Consider the following 14,370-nt stretch of genomic DNA (forward strand, 5'->3'; position numbering starts at 1 on the left):
CCAAATCTCAATGTCATCATCCCGTCCGGTATTCCGCTCGCGCTGGCTGCCCTATGTGCTGGTCGCGCCGCAGCTGATTATCACGCTGATTTTCTTTATCTGGCCCGCGGGCGAAGCGCTGTGGTACTCGCTGCAGAGCGTCGATCCGTTTGGCCTTTCCAGCCAGTTTGTCGGCCTGGATAACTTCGTCACGCTGTTCCACGACCCGTACTATCTGGACTCGTTCTGGACGACCATAAAATTCAGCACCCTGGTAACCGTCAGCGGCCTGCTTATTTCGCTGTTTTTTGCCGCGCTGGTCGACTATGTGGTGCGCGGCAGCCGTTTTTATCAAACGCTGATGCTGCTGCCGTATGCCGTGGCCCCCGCTGTCGCGGCGGTGCTGTGGATCTTCCTCTTCAATCCTGGACGCGGGCTGATCACGCATTTCCTTGGCGAATTGGGTTACGACTGGAACCACGCGCAAAACAGCGGCCAGGCGATGTTCCTGGTGGTCTTCGCCTCGGTCTGGAAGCAGATAAGCTACAACTTCCTGTTCTTCTTCGCCGCGCTGCAGTCGATCCCGCGTTCGCTGGTTGAGGCCGCCGCCATCGACGGCGCCGGGCCGATTCGCCGCTTCTTCAAGCTGGCGCTGCCGCTGATTGCGCCGGTGAGCTTCTTCCTGCTGGTGGTCAACCTGGTTTACGCCTTCTTCGATACCTTCCCGGTGATCGATGCCGCCACCGCCGGCGGCCCGGTGCAGGCGACCACCACCCTAATCTACAAAATTTATCGCGAAGGTTTCGCCGGGCTCGATCTTTCCGCTTCCGCCGCGCAGTCGGTGGTGCTGATGTTCCTCGTCATTATCCTGACGGTGGTGCAGTTCCGTTACGTTGAAAGTAAGGTGCGTTACCAATGATTGAGAACCGTCGCGGGCTGACGATTTTCAGCCACACCATGCTGATTCTTGGCATTGCCGTCATTTTATTCCCGCTGTACGTCGCCTTCGTGGCGGCGACGCTGGATAACAAATCGGTATTTGAAACGCCGATGACGCTGATCCCCGGCGGGCATCTGCTGGAGAACATGAAGACCATCTGGGTGAACGGCGTCGGCGTCAACAGCGCGCCGTTCTGGCTGATGATGCTCAACAGCTTCATCATGGCGTTCGCCATTACGGTCGGCAAAATCGTGGTGTCGATGCTTTCGGCGTTCGCCATCGTGTGGTTCCGCTTTCCGCTGCGTAACCTGTTCTTCTGGATGATCTTTATCACCCTGATGCTGCCGGTCGAGGTGCGTATTTTTCCGACGGTGGAAGTGATCGCCAACCTCAAAATGCTCGACAGTTATGCCGGGTTAACGCTGCCGTTAATGGCTTCGGCTACCGCCACCTTCTTGTTCCGCCAGTTCTTTATGACCCTGCCGGACGAGCTGATTGAAGCGGCGCGTATCGATGGCGCTTCGCCGATGCGCTTCTTCCGCGACATCGTGCTGCCGCTGTCGAAAACCAACCTCGCCGCGCTGTTCGTTATCACCTTTATCTACGGCTGGAACCAGTATCTGTGGCCATTGCTGATTATTCAGGATGTGAATCTTGGCACCGCCGTCGCCGGTATTAAAGGCATGATCGCCACCGGCGAAGGTACTACCCAGTGGAATCAGGTGATGGCGGCGATGCTGCTGACCCTGATCCCGCCGGTCGTCATCGTTTTAGCCATGCAGCGCGCGTTTGTGCGCGGCCTGGTCGATAGTGAGAAATAAAATGGCTGGTTTAAAACTACAGGCAGTAAGCAAAAGCTGGGATGGCAAAACCCAGGTAATTCAACCGCTGACGCTGGACGTGGCGGACGGAGAATTTATCGTCATGGTCGGCCCGTCAGGCTGCGGGAAATCAACGCTGCTGCGGATGGTCGCCGGGCTTGAACGGGTGACCAGCGGCGATATCTGGATTGACCGTAAACGGGTGACCGAGATGGAGCCGAAGGATCGCGGCATCGCGATGGTGTTCCAGAACTATGCGCTTTATCCGCATATGAGCGTGGAAGAGAACATGGCGTGGGGGCTGAAGATTCGCGGCATGGGTAAGGGATTGATCGCCGAGCGCGTGCAGGAGGCGGCGCGTATTCTTGAGCTGGATGGCCTGCTCAAGCGCCGCCCGCGGGAACTGTCCGGCGGTCAGCGCCAGCGCGTGGCGATGGGCCGCGCTATCGTGCGTGACCCGGCGGTATTCCTGTTCGACGAACCGTTGTCAAACCTCGACGCCAAGCTGCGCGTGCAGATGCGTCTGGAACTGCAGCAGCTGCATCGGCGCCTGAAAACGACTTCGCTGTATGTCACCCACGATCAGGTCGAAGCGATGACCCTCGCCCAGCGGGTGATGGTGATGAATAAAGGCATTGCCGAGCAGATTGGCACGCCGGTTGAGGTGTATGAAAAGCCAGCCAGCCGCTTTGTGGCGAGCTTTATCGGCAGCCCGGCCATGAATCTACTGGAGGGGCGGGTGAGCGATGACGGCGGCCGCTTTGAGCTGGGAGGCGGTATACAGCTGCCGATGAATCACGAGCATCGGCGCTACGCCGGGCGTAAAATGACTCTCGGTATTCGCCCGGAGCATTTTATTTTAAGCTCGCAGGCGCAAGGCGGCATCCCGCTGCTGATGGATACGCTGGAAATTTTAGGTGCCGATAACCTCGCCCACGGGCGCTGGGGCGAGCAGAAGCTGGTGGTCAGATTGCCGCATCAGCAGCGCCCGGCGGGCGGCAGCACGCTATGGCTGCATCTGCCTTTGGAACATCTGCACCTCTTTGATGGTGAAACAGGACAACGCGCATGAGTAACTGGCCTTATCCCCACATCGTCGCCCATCGCGGCGGCGGTAAACTGGCGCCGGAGAACACCCTGGCGGCTATCGACGTCGGCGCCCGCTACGGGCACACGATGATTGAATTTGACGCCAAGCTGTCGAAGGACGGGCAGATCTTTCTGCTGCACGACGATAATCTCGAACGCACCAGCAACGGCTGGGGCGTGGCGGGCGAGCTGTCGTGGGACGATCTGCTGAAGGTCGATGCCGGCAGCTGGTACAGCCGCGAGTTTAAGGGCGAACCGCTGCCGCTGCTCTCCCAGGTGGCGGAGCGCTGCCGCCGTCACGGCATGATGGCGAATATCGAAATTAAGCCGACGACCGGGCAGGGGCCGCAGACCGGAAAAGTGGTGGCGCTGGCCGCGCGCGATCTGTGGGCCGATATGACCGCGCCGCTACTCTCATCCTTTGAAATTGATGCGCTGGAAGCGGCGCAGGAAGCCGCGCCCGAGCTGCCGCGCGGGCTGCTGCTGGATGAGTGGCGCGATGACTGGCGCGAATTGATCGCCCGGCTGGGCTGCGTGTCAATTCATCTCAATCACAAGCTGCTGGATGCGGCGCGGGTGGCGAGCCTGAAACAGGCCGGCCTGCATATTCTGGTGTATACGGTCAATAAACCCCAGCGCGCCGCCGAGCTGCTGCGCTGGGGCGTAGATTGCATCTGCACCGATGCTATTGACGTCATCGGGCCGAATTTCCAGCCTTAAGACTGATTTGCGGCGGACGATCTTTACGGGTTAGTCTGCCGCAGTATTCCGCCGTTGTTGTTCGGCAGTACCTGCGGCTGCGAATTGAGATTGCCGCCCTGCGCCGCGCGCTGCTGATTGGTCTGCAGCTGATTTTGCAAATGCTGCTGCTGCGTGCGGGTCTGGTTGTTCAGATTCTGCTTCAGCATGCTTTGCTGCTGCTGTTGCTGCACCTTCATCTCATTTTGCATACGCTGCTGGCTGGGCACCACATAACCCGGCTGGTTAGGGTTGTTATCGATGTTGATCGGCTGTGCTAAAACGCCGAGCGGCATCAGCGCCGCCAGGAATAAAATCGCTTTCATTGTTTTCTCCTCCCGTGCGTGGGATCACTTAAGTGTACCTCGAATTCGCCATAACAATGATTTTTTAGGAGTTATCAACCAGGCTTAAGCCGGGAGATAAAACCTACCTTTCAGGAGTAAGACAATGATAAAAACAACAATATGGCGTCAGGTGGTCATCGCAGCGTTACTGGCGGGGGGCAGCTTTACCGTCGCCGCCAATCCGCCGCCCCCGCCGCCGGTCTCGTATGGCGTTGAGGAAGATGTGTTTCACCCGGTGCGCGCCCAGCAGGGGATGGTGGCCTCGGTGGATGCGCTGGCGACCCGCGTCGGCGTAGATATTCTGCGTCAGGGCGGCAACGCCGTCGATGCAGCGGTTGCCGTTGGCTATGCGCTGGCGGTGACGCATCCGCAGGCCGGTAATATCGGCGGCGGCGGGTTTATGATGCTACGAACTAAAGACGGTAAAACCACGGCGATCGATTTCCGCGAGATGGCCCCGGAACAGGCCACCCGCGATATGTTCCTCGATGAACATGGCAATCCTGACAGTAAAAAATCGCTGACTTCGCATCTCGCTTCCGGTACCCCAGGCAGCGTCGCGGGTTTCTCACTCGCGCTGGAAAAATACGGCACCATGCCGCTAAACAAAGTGATCCGCCCGGCAATTAAGCTGGCGGAAGAGGGGTTTATCGTTAATGATGCGCTGGCTGACGATTTAAAAACCTATGGTAGCGAAGTGATCCCGCAGCATGAAAACAGCAAAGCGATCTTCTGGAAGAACGGCGAGCCGCTGAAAAAAGGCGACCGGCTGGTGCAAAAGAATCTGGGGAAAAGCCTGGAGCTGATTGCCGAGCACGGCCCGGACGCGTTCTATAAAGGGGCTATCGCCGACCAGATTGCCGGCGAGATGAAAAAACACGGCGGGCTTATCACCAAAGCCGACCTCGCCAACTACAAGGCCGTGGAGCGTACGCCGATTAGCGGTGAATATCGCGGCTATGAGGTCTACTCCATGCCGCCGCCGTCCTCCGGCGGGATCCACATCGTGCAGATCCTCAATATCCTCGAAAACTTCGATATGCAGAAATATGGCTTTGGCAGCGCCGACGCCATGCAGGTAATGGCGGAAGCGGAGAAACACGCCTACGCCGACCGTTCGGAATATCTCGGCGACCCTGACTTCGTCAAAGTGCCGTGGCAGGCGTTGACCAGCAAGGCTTACGCCAAAGCGATAGCCGCCGAGATTGACGTAAACAAGGCGAAGCCTTCCAGCCAGATCCGTCCGGGCAAGCTGGCGCCGTATGAAAGCAACCAGACCACCCACTTCTCGGTGGTCGATAAAGACGGCAATGCGGTGGCGGTCACCTATACGTTGAATACCACCTTTGGCACCGGCATCGTGGCCGGCGACTCCGGAATTATACTCAACAACCAGATGGATGATTTCTCGGCGAAGCCCGGCGTGCCTAACGTTTATGGTTTAGTTGGCGGCGACGCCAATGCGGTAGGGCCGAAAAAGCGCCCTCTGTCGTCGATGTCGCCGACGATTGTGGTGAAAGACGGGAAAACCTGGCTGGTGACCGGTAGCCCGGGCGGTAGCCGTATTATTACCACCGTGCTGCAAATGGTGGTCAACACCATTGATTTCGGGATGAACGTCGCGGAAGCCACCAACGCGCCGCGCTTCCACCACCAGTGGCTGCCGGACGAGCTGCGGGTGGAGAAAGGTTTTAGCCCGGATACCGTGAAATTGCTGGAAGCGAAAGGGCAGAAAGTCGCGCTGAAAGAGGCGATGGGCAGTACCCAGAGCATTATGGTGGGGCCGGATGGTACGCTGTATGGCGCTTCCGATCCGCGTTCGCCCGGTGATTTGACCGCGGGGTATTAAGGTGTTGCCCGGTGGCGCTGCGCTTACCGGGCCTACAATTGTGCGAACGTAGGCCGGGTAAGGCGAAGCAGCCACCCGGCAACACGCTACTTCATTCTCGCCATATAATACGCATCCACATACTCGCCGTTGCGCAATGCGTAACCCTTGGCGGTGCCTTCGATCTCAAAGCCGTACTTCTTATACACCGCGACCGCCGGGGCGTTATCGGCAAAGACGGTGAGTTCGATGCGATCGACCCGCAGCCAGTTGTCGCACATATCAATCATGGTGCGCATCAGCGCGCTGGCGACGCCTCGGTTATGCCAACGTGAATCTACGCTGATACCAAAATCGGCGACGTGGTTACGGCGGGGGCGTTGGACGACGGCAATGCTTAAATGGCCGACGACTTGCCCATCGATACAGGCCACCAGCTGCTTCACGCCGGGAGTATCGGTTAGCCGCTCCCGCCACATATGCTCGGATGGATGAGGAACCTGTAGCGTGTTGTGATACACCTCCGGCTGGGCGTGAATTTGACGAATCGCGTCAACATCTTTCGGTTCAGCATGGCGTATCACGATGTCACTCATTCCTTGTTCCTCATTCAGGTGAAAAGTCCCATTAAACATCACTGACTACGGCGTTTGAGTCAACACGCATTATTTGCAAAAAAAATGTAGACAAGTGCGAATGAGAATGATTATTATTGTCCTGCATTCAGGGGGACCCGTGCGGAAAGCCTGAAAGCACGACATTGCTCACATTGCTTCCAGTATTACTTTAGCCAGCCGGGTGCTGGCTTTTTTTTTGCGTCAATTCAGGCGTGTTGCGATTTGGCGGATTTCACCGCTTCTTCTGCGATCAGGCCGACGATATTGTTTTTATTTTTGCTCTCCGCGGTGGCCAATACCTCCGCGCTGCCGGTAAACAGGCCTCCCTTTTTAATCGCCAGCGTGCGATAGGCAAGGGTGCCGTCGAGGTTGCCATGTTCCTCAATAGCGATGCTATCGCCACGGCACTGGCCGTGTACCTTGCCGTCGACGATCAGCTCCCGGCAGCTGATATTGCCCTCCACGTGACCCTCGCGCATCACCTTAATCAGATGTTCTTTGGCCTCAATGTTGCCGGTGACCTGGCCATGGATATAGACATGACCGCAGGCGACGATATTGCCGACAAAATGCACCCCGCTGGCGATCACGGTGGTTTCCTGTTTTTTGACGCTTGCCGTTTCCGGTTCTGCTGCCGCCACGGTTGGCGCAGCGACTTCAGCAGCCTGCGCTTCGGTTTTATTTTTCTTCATAAACATAGCGTTAATTTTTTCCCGTTGGGTATGAGTAAGGAAAGCGAAGAGGGTACAGGCGGCCGCCAGGCGCGCCAGCGCGGTCTCATCGCTAAACCAGGCGATCAGGGCGAGAAGCCAGAAAAAAATGGCGCAGTTTATGGCGAGATACTTTTTTTCCATCAGCAGCGGCTGGCTACTCCGTTAGTCTTTAGCAACGTCCTGGTTTTGCCCTTCACTTATCCGCAGTTTCGTCATTGGAATCAAGACTTTCTGGTGAAAAATAGCGTTTTAATGACTTATTAATCAATCTCTTATTAAAAATTACGTATGAGTGATAACCGAAATATTTTGCCGGTGAATTTTCCTGCTCAGAGGAAAAGGAGGATGAAGTGAGCCGCCTGCTTGCGCTATGGTTAAAGGCAGCACATCAACTAAGGACAGCGTTATGATTCTGCACTGCGCATTTATTGGCTTTGGTAAAAGCACGACCCGCTACCATCTTCCTTACGTCCTGCATCGCAAAGACCGCTGGCACGTCGCGCATATTTATCGCCGCAGCGCCAGGCCGGAAGAACAGGCGCCGGCGTATTCCCATATCCACTTCACCAGCGACCTTGATGAAGTGCTGAATGACCCGCAGGTCAAGCTGGTAGTGGTCTGCACCCATGCTGATAGCCACTTCGAATACGCGAAGCGGGCGCTGGAAGCCGGGAAAAACGTACTGGTTGAAAAACCCTTCACCCCGACGCTTGCAGAGGCGAAGACCCTGTTCGCGCTGGCGAAAAGCAAAGGGTTGACGGTGACGCCTTACCAGAACCGCCGCTTCGATTCCTGTTTCCTGACCACCAAAAAGGTGATTGAAAGCGGTAAGCTCGGCGAACTGGTGGAAATTGAAAGTCATTTTGATAACTACCGACCGGTGGCGGAAACCATCCAGGGGGGACCGCAAAGTGGCGATTTCTACGGTCTCGGCGTACATACCATGGATCAGATCATTTCGCTGTTTGGTCGCCCGGATCATGTTGCCTACGATCTGCGCTCACTACGTAATAAAGCCAATCCCGATGACACGTTTGAAGCTCAACTGTTTTATGGCGACCTGAAAGCGATCGTCAAAACCAGCCACCTGGTGCAGATTGACTACCCGAAATTTATCGTTCATGGGCATAAAGGCTCGTTTGTGAAATACGGTATTGACCAGCAGGAGACCAGCCTGAAGGCCAACATTATGCCGGGCGATGCGGGGTTCGGCGCCGATGACAGCGTGGGGCAACTGGTCTACATCAACGAGGCGGGCGTGGTGGTACGTGAAGAGGTGCCGCTGGAAACCGGCGACTACGGACGAGTGTATGACGCGCTGTATGACACCCTCGTTAACGGCCAGCCGAATTACGTCAAGGAATCTGAAGTTCTCACCAATATGGAGATTCTGCAGCGCGGCTTTGAACAGCCTTCTCCGGCCACCATTACCCTCGCGAAATAAGAAACTCTGGCTCCTCGACGCTTGTTCATATTTTTTGAACAGAGGAGTCAATTTTCACCCTCTATGATCGCCGGCGGAATGGGTCCACACTTACTCCATCGAAAACATACGGGGGTGCAACATGATCTACTTACGCAAAGCTAACGAACGTGGCCACGCTAACCATGGCTGGCTGGATTCCTGGCATACTTTCTCTTTCGCCAACTACTACGACCCGAACTTTATGGGTTTCTCCGCGCTGCGCGTGATTAACGATGACGTAATCGACGCCGGCCAGGGGTTTGGCACCCACCCGCACAAAGACATGGAAATCCTGACTTATGTGCTGGAAGGGGCGGTTGAGCACCAGGACAGCATGGGTAACAAAGAGCAGGTTCCGGCCGGCGAGTTCCAGATCATGAGCGCGGGTACCGGCGTGCGTCACTCTGAGTACAACCCGAGCAGCACCGACCGCCTGCGTTTGTATCAGATCTGGATTATTCCAGAAGAAACCGGCATTACGCCGCGCTACGAGCAGCGCCGCTTTGATGCCGCGCAGGGCAAACAGCTGGTGCTGTCGCCAGATGCGCGCGAGGGTTCGCTGAAAGTGTACCAGGATATGGAGCTGTATCGCTGGGCGCTGCTGAAAGATGAGCAGTCGGTTCACCAGATTGCCGCGGAACGTCGCGTGTGGATCCAGGTAGTGAAAGGCGAAGTGACGATTAACGGCACCAAAGCCACCACCAGCGATGGTCTGGCGATTTGGGACGAGCAGGCGATTTCGGTTCACGCCGACAGCGATAGCGAAATACTGCTGTTCGATCTGCCGCCGGTTTGATACGCGTCATCCTTCAAGCCGCATTTTTGTTGGCTCTCCTCACTCACCCCGGTCGCGTACCCTTTGTACGCTTCCGGGGATTCGTTGCGTTGCCGCCTTAATGCAACTTGAATGATTTTGCGTATTAACTCTAAATAAATCTTTTGGCCCTTTTTTCTCCGGGAAGGTTGCGCTTTGTCCGTGATAAACTGAGAAAATGTTTCCCAGCCGATCACAGTCAGGACGATGAAAAAGAAAAGACCCGTACTTCAGGATGTAGCCGATCTTGTCGGCGTGACCAAAATGACGGTCAGTCGCTATTTACGTAACCCGGAACAGGTTTCTGAGGCCCTGCGTGGCAAGATTGCCGTTGCACTCGATGAGCTGGGTTATATTCCCAATCGCGCTCCTGATATTCTCTCCAACGCCACCAGCCGCGCCATCGGCGTGCTGCTGCCCTCGTTAACCAACCAGGTCTTCTCGGAAGTGCTGCGCGGCATCGAAAGCGTCACCGACGCCTTCGGTTATCAAACCATGCTGGCGCACTACGGCTATAAGCCGGAGATGGAAGAGAAGCGTCTCGAATCGATGCTCTCCTGGAACATTGACGGCCTGATCCTCACCGAACGTACCCACACGCCGCGCACGTTGAAAATGATTGAAGTGGCCGGGATCCCGGTGGTTGAACTGATGGACAGCCAGTCGCCGTGCCTCGACATTGCCGTCGGTTTCGATAACTTCGAAGCGGCGCGGCAGATGACGGCGGCGATTATCGCCCGCGGCCACCGCCACGTTGCTTATCTCGGCGCGCGTCTGGATGAACGTACTATCATCAAACAGAAGGGGTACGAGCAGGCGATGCTTGATGCCGGCATGACGCCCTATAGCGTGATGGTGGAGCAATCTTCTTCCTACTCGTCGGGGATTGAGCTGATGCGTCAGGCGCGTCGCGAATATCCGCAGCTCGACGGCATCTTCTGTACCAACGATGACCTCGCGGTCGGCGCGGCGTTCGAGTGTCAGCGTCTGGGCCTGAAAATTCCGGACGACATGGCGATAGCCGGTTTCCACGGTCACGATATCGGTCAGGTGATGGAGCCGCGTCTTGCCAGCGTACTGACCCCACGTGAGCGCATGGGGCGCATCGGCGCCGAGCGTCTGCTGGCGCGCATCCGCGGTGAGACGATTACCCCTAAGATGTTAGATTTAGGTTTCACATTGTCACCGGGTGGATCTATTTAAACCGACAAGTTTGAAGTAGATCACACATATTCACATCTGGCACGAATGGTTATTGCTTCTCCCTGGGTCCGGCATGACAATGTTACCGATAACAGTTACCCGTAACACTCGCCCGTAATCATTAACCAGTACGCCGCTTTCGCGCTGTATCAGTCAGCCCCGGCGCGGCGTACCAGTCCAGTGGGAGGACGCTTTGAGCACGACTAACCATGATCACCACGTCTATGTCCTGATGGGCGTTTCCGGCAGTGGTAAATCCGCCGTCGCCAGCGAAGTGGCGCATCAACTGAAAGCCGCGTTTCTCGATGGCGATTTTCTGCATCCGCGCAGCAACATCACCAAGATGGCTTCCGGCGAGCCGCTGAACGACGATGACCGTACCCCGTGGCTGCAGGCGTTGAATGACGCGGCATTTGCCATGCAGCGTACCAACAAAGTTTCGCTGATCGTCTGCTCGGCGCTGAAAAAAAGCTACCGCGACATTCTGCGCAAAGGCAACCCGAACCTCTCCTTTATCTACCTGAAAGGCGACTTCGACGTGATTGAAAGCCGTCTGAAGGCGCGTAAAGGGCACTTCTTCAAAACCCAAATGTTGGTGACGCAGTTTGAAACACTGCAGGAACCAGGCGCCGACGAAAGCGATGTGCTTATCGTCGATATCGACCAGTCACTGGAAGGCGTGGTCGCCAGCACCATTGAGGTGATTAACAAAGGCAGTAACTAGTGAGTACTTTAACGCTTGTTTTGACAGCAGTCGGCTCGGTATTGCTGCTGCTGTTTTTAGTCATGAAGGCGCGTATGCACGCCTTCGTGGCTTTGATGGTGGTTTCTATTGGCGCAGGTCTCTTTTCCGGTATGCCGCTGGATAAAATCGCGGCGACGATGGAAAAAGGGATGGGCGGCACGCTGGGCTTCCTGGCGATAGTCGTCGCGCTGGGCGCGATGTTCGGTAAAATTTTGCATGAAACCGGCGCGGTCGACCAGATTGCGGTGAAAATGCTGAAGTCCTTCGGCCACAACCGCGCGCACTATGCGATTGGCCTGGCCGGCCTTATCTGCGCGCTGCCGTTGTTCTTCGAAGTGGCGATCGTGCTGCTGATTAGCGTCGCGTTTTCCATGGCGCGCCATACCGGCACTAACCTTGTGAAGCTGGTGATCCCGCTGTTCGCCGGCGTAGCCGCCGCCGCGGCATTCCTGCTGCCGGGGCCTGCGCCGATGCTGCTGGCTTCGCAGATGCACGCCGATTTCGGCTGGATGATTCTGATTGGCCTCTGCGCCGCTATTCCGGGGATGATTATCGCCGGTCCGCTATGGGGCAACTTCATCAGCCGCTACGTTGAGCTGCATATTCCTGACGATATCAGCGAACCGCATCTCGGCGAAGGTAAAATGCCGTCCTTCGGCTTTAGCCTCTCGCTGATCCTGCTGCCGCTGGTGCTGGTCGGCCTGAAAACCATCGCCGCGCGCTTTGTGCCGGTGGGATCCACCGCCTATGAATGGTTCGAGTTTATCGGCCACCCATTCACCGCGATTCTGGTTGCCTGCCTGGTAGCGATTTACGGCCTGGCGGTACGTCAGGGGATGGCGAAAGATCGCGTGATGGAGATCTGCGGCGCGGCGCTGCAGCCGGCGGGGATTATTCTGCTGGTGATTGGCGCAGGCGGCGTCTTCAAGCAGGTGCTGGTGGACTCCGGCGTCGGCCCGGCGCTCGGCGAAGCGCTGACTGGCCTGGGTCTGCCGATTGCGATTACCTGCTTCGTGCTGGCGGCTGCCGTGCGTATTATTCAGGGCTCCGCGACCGTGGCGTGCCTGACGGCGGTCGGCCTGGTGATGCCGGTCATTGAGCAACTGAACTACAGCGGCGCGCAAATGGCGGCTCTCTCCATCTGTATCGCGGGTGGTTCGATTGTGGTAAGTCACGTCAACGATGCCGGCTTCTGGCTGTTCGGTAAGTTCACCGGCGCCAGCGAAGCGCAGACGCTGAAAACCTGGACGATGATGGAAACCATCCTTGGCACCACCGGCGCCATTGTCGGGATGATTGCTTTCCAGCTGCTGAGCTAAGTAAAAATAATTTCCCCGGACACCACCACGGTATCCGGGGGAAAAACCAGGGTAATACCGCTTACCCTGGATTCTCTTCGGTAACACGCTTTTTTCCCCTCTTTTCCACTTCCTTTTGCCGTAAATATCAGCTCTACGACAATGATCGTATTGCTCGTCAGGCCTTGCGGCGCAAGGCTTTGTCCGTTTTTTTTCGCAAGCGTGAAAGCGATATTTTTCGCGCTGAATCCATAATCAGGATCAATAAAATAGCGACGGAAAATATTCCATTACGCGGGTTATTTGCCCGATAATCTTTACGCTTTTTATGACTACCAGCGACGGTAGGCGGAGTGCGGGATAAGTTGCTTTTCTGATTGGCGCGCAATCATTGATTAATTTCACTTGCGACTTTAGCTGCATTTTGTAATGTGAAGGACATCCCAGTTGGAAACTGGCCTGGCACTAACAGCACACACCTCGCAGGAATACGTTATGAAAAATGTTGGTTTTATCGGTTGGCGTGGAATGGTCGGCTCTGTTCTCATGCAACGCATGGTGGAAGAGCGTGATTTCGACGCCATTCGCCCTGTTTTCTTCTCCACCTCTCAGCTGGGTCAGCCCGCGCCGTCATTCGGCGGCAGTACCGGGGAAACGCTTCAGGATGCATTCGATCTGGAAGCGCTGAAGGCGCTGGACATTATTGTTACCTGCCAGGGCGGCGATTACACCAACGAGATTTACCCGAAGCTGCGCGAAAGCGGCTGGCAGGGGTACTGGATTGACGCGGCGTCTTCGCTGCGCATGAAAGACGATGCGATCATTATTCTCGACCCGGTTAACCAGGATGTGATTACCGCTGGCCTGAATAACGGCATTAAAACCTTCGTCGGCGGCAACTGTACGGTGAGCCTGATGCTGATGTCCCTCGGCGGCCTGTTTGCCCATGACCTGGTGGAGTGGGTCAGCGTGGCGACCTACCAGGCGGCTTCCGGCGGCGGCGCGCGCCATATGCGCGAACTGCTGAGCCAGATGGGCCAGCTGCATGGCCACGTGGCGAGCGAGCTGGCGAACCCGGCGTCCGCGATTCTCGATATCGAGCGCAAAGTGACGTCGCTGACCCGCAGCGGCGATCTGCCGGTCGATAACTTTGGCGTGCCGCTGGCGGGCAGCCTGATCCCATGGATCGACAAACAGCTTGATAACGGCCAGAGCCGCGAAGAGTGGAAAGGCCAGGCGGAGACGAACAAAATTCTCGCCACCGCGTCGCCGATCCCGGTCGATGGTCTGTGCGTGCGCGTCGGCGCGCTGCGCTGCCACAGCCAGGCGTTTACCATCAAGCTGAAGAAAGATGTTTCTATCCCGACCGTTGAGGAACTGCTGGCCGCGCATAACCCGTGGGCCAAAGTGGTGCCAAACGATCGCGACATCACCATGCGCGAGCTGACCCCAGCCGCGGTGACCGGCACCCTGACCACCCCGGTAGGGCGCCTGCGTAAACTGAACATGGGTCCTGAGTACCTGTCGGCCTTTACCGTCGGCGACCAGCTGCTGTGGGGCGCCGCCGAACCGTTGCGCCGCATGCTACGACAGCTGGCGTAAACGCAGGACAAACGATAAGGGGTGTGGATACACCCCTTTTTTTTGCGTAATACAAGGAGTAAACGCGGATGTTGGATTTTTCCCCACGGAGGTAACGCAGCCTTGGCTATGCTTTAAGTAAGGAGTTCCTTACCTGAAGGTGGGACGGAGCAGGAGGATGCACGTTGGTGC

At 56.6% G+C, this 14,370-nt stretch carries 14 protein-coding genes; 11 read left to right on the forward strand and 3 right to left on the reverse strand.

The window, feature by feature from the left end:
* The first annotated feature begins 10 nt into the window (after positions 1–10).
* From ugpA to ugpQ, 4 genes are read left to right on the forward strand one after another with little or no spacing between them, the layout of a single operon-like run.
* Positions 11–898 carry a sn-glycerol-3-phosphate ABC transporter permease UgpA gene (gene ugpA / locus PGS10_RS10355; RefSeq protein WP_015369328.1) on the forward strand — a complete coding sequence of 296 codons (888 nt, stop codon included), beginning with the start codon at positions 11–13 and terminating at the stop codon, positions 896–898.
* Positions 895–1,740 (forward strand): sn-glycerol-3-phosphate ABC transporter permease UgpE, encoded by an 846-nt coding sequence (gene ugpE, locus PGS10_RS10360; protein WP_015369329.1) that lies wholly within the window; start codon positions 895–897, stop codon positions 1,738–1,740. Before ugpA ends, ugpE begins: the two co-directional genes overlap by 4 nt.
* 1 nt (position 1,741) lies before the next feature.
* Positions 1,742–2,812 carry a sn-glycerol-3-phosphate import ATP-binding protein UgpC gene (locus PGS10_RS10365; RefSeq protein ID WP_020077770.1) on the forward strand — a complete coding sequence of 357 codons (1,071 nt, stop codon included), beginning with the start codon at positions 1,742–1,744 and terminating at the stop codon, positions 2,810–2,812.
* On the forward strand, positions 2,809–3,549 hold the full coding sequence (ugpQ, locus tag PGS10_RS10370; RefSeq protein ID WP_316422837.1) for a glycerophosphodiester phosphodiesterase: 741 nt from the start codon (positions 2,809–2,811) through the stop codon (positions 3,547–3,549). Before PGS10_RS10365 ends, ugpQ begins: the two co-directional genes overlap by 4 nt.
* A 23-nt stretch (positions 3,550–3,572) precedes the next feature.
* On the opposite strand, the gene PGS10_RS10375 is transcribed toward ugpQ, so the two are convergent.
* On the reverse strand, positions 3,573–3,893 hold the full coding sequence (locus PGS10_RS10375) for a DUF2756 family protein (RefSeq protein WP_316422838.1): 321 nt from the start codon (positions 3,891–3,893) through the stop codon (positions 3,573–3,575).
* A gap of 124 nt (positions 3,894–4,017) precedes the next feature.
* Between PGS10_RS10375 and ggt the strand changes: the two genes are divergently transcribed.
* Positions 4,018–5,763 carry a gamma-glutamyltransferase gene (ggt, locus tag PGS10_RS10380; RefSeq protein WP_032713162.1) on the forward strand — a complete coding sequence of 582 codons (1,746 nt, stop codon included), beginning with the start codon at positions 4,018–4,020 and terminating at the stop codon, positions 5,761–5,763.
* 86 nt (positions 5,764–5,849) lie between these two features.
* On the opposite strand, the gene yhhY is transcribed toward ggt, so the two are convergent.
* On the reverse strand, positions 5,850–6,338 hold the full coding sequence (gene yhhY, locus PGS10_RS10385; protein WP_063415109.1) for an N-acetyltransferase: 489 nt from the start codon (positions 6,336–6,338) through the stop codon (positions 5,850–5,852).
* 227 nt (positions 6,339–6,565) lie between these two features.
* Complete coding sequence (locus PGS10_RS10390; protein WP_063415107.1) at positions 6,566–7,213, reverse strand: bactofilin family protein; 648 nt, start codon at positions 7,211–7,213, stop codon at positions 6,566–6,568.
* Between the two features lie 265 nt (positions 7,214–7,478).
* Here PGS10_RS10390 and PGS10_RS10395 point away from each other — a divergent pair, with 265 nt between their 5' ends.
* From PGS10_RS10395 to asd, 6 genes are all read left to right on the forward strand, one after another.
* A complete protein-coding gene (locus tag PGS10_RS10395; RefSeq protein ID WP_063415116.1) occupies positions 7,479–8,516 on the forward strand; it encodes an oxidoreductase in 1,038 nt (345 codons plus the stop codon).
* A 121-nt stretch (positions 8,517–8,637) separates the two neighbouring features.
* A complete protein-coding gene (locus tag PGS10_RS10400; protein WP_045394827.1) occupies positions 8,638–9,333 on the forward strand; it encodes a pirin family protein in 696 nt (231 codons plus the stop codon).
* Between the two features lie 225 nt (positions 9,334–9,558).
* A complete protein-coding gene (gntR, locus tag PGS10_RS10405) occupies positions 9,559–10,554 on the forward strand; it encodes a gluconate operon transcriptional repressor GntR (protein ID WP_015369338.1) in 996 nt (331 codons plus the stop codon).
* A 193-nt stretch (positions 10,555–10,747) separates the two neighbouring features.
* Positions 10,748–11,278, forward strand: a complete 531-nt coding sequence (gene gntK / locus PGS10_RS10410; RefSeq protein WP_015369339.1) for a gluconokinase — start codon at positions 10,748–10,750, stop codon at positions 11,276–11,278.
* The gene (gntU, locus tag PGS10_RS10415) at positions 11,278–12,618 is read left to right on the forward strand and encodes a gluconate transporter (protein ID WP_015369340.1); all 1,341 of its coding nucleotides are present in this window, start codon (positions 11,278–11,280) and stop codon (positions 12,616–12,618) included. Before gntK ends, gntU begins: the two co-directional genes overlap by 1 nt.
* Positions 12,619–13,092: 474 nt before the next feature.
* On the forward strand, positions 13,093–14,199 hold the full coding sequence (gene asd, locus PGS10_RS10420) for an aspartate-semialdehyde dehydrogenase (RefSeq protein WP_316422841.1): 1,107 nt from the start codon (positions 13,093–13,095) through the stop codon (positions 14,197–14,199).
* The last annotated feature ends 171 nt before the right edge of the window (positions 14,200–14,370 follow it).

This window comes from Klebsiella sp. 141153, from assembly GCF_032601995.1.
Lineage (GTDB): Bacteria > Pseudomonadota > Gammaproteobacteria > Enterobacterales > Enterobacteriaceae > Klebsiella > Klebsiella aerogenes.

Coding starts and splice junctions, on each gene's coding strand:
- asd (WP_316422841.1), top strand. CDS start 13,093: ATGAAAAATGTTGGTTTTATCGGTTGGCGTGGAATGGTCGGCTCTGTT.
- PGS10_RS10365 (WP_020077770.1), top strand. CDS start 1,742: ATGGCTGGTTTAAAACTACAGGCAGTAAGCAAAAGCTGGGATGGCAAA.
- PGS10_RS10400 (WP_045394827.1), top strand. CDS start 8,638: ATGATCTACTTACGCAAAGCTAACGAACGTGGCCACGCTAACCATGGC.
- ggt (WP_032713162.1), top strand. CDS start 4,018: ATGATAAAAACAACAATATGGCGTCAGGTGGTCATCGCAGCGTTACTG.
- ugpE (WP_015369329.1), top strand. CDS start 895: ATGATTGAGAACCGTCGCGGGCTGACGATTTTCAGCCACACCATGCTG.
- PGS10_RS10395 (WP_063415116.1), top strand. CDS start 7,479: ATGATTCTGCACTGCGCATTTATTGGCTTTGGTAAAAGCACGACCCGC.
- ugpA (WP_015369328.1), top strand. CDS start 11: ATGTCATCATCCCGTCCGGTATTCCGCTCGCGCTGGCTGCCCTATGTG.
- PGS10_RS10390 (WP_063415107.1), bottom strand. CDS start 7,213: ATGGAAAAAAAGTATCTCGCCATAAACTGCGCCATTTTTTTCTGGCTT.
- yhhY (WP_063415109.1), bottom strand. CDS start 6,338: ATGAGTGACATCGTGATACGCCATGCTGAACCGAAAGATGTTGACGCG.
- PGS10_RS10375 (WP_316422838.1), bottom strand. CDS start 3,893: ATGAAAGCGATTTTATTCCTGGCGGCGCTGATGCCGCTCGGCGTTTTA.
- gntR (WP_015369338.1), top strand. CDS start 9,559: ATGAAAAAGAAAAGACCCGTACTTCAGGATGTAGCCGATCTTGTCGGC.
- ugpQ (WP_316422837.1), top strand. CDS start 2,809: ATGAGTAACTGGCCTTATCCCCACATCGTCGCCCATCGCGGCGGCGGT.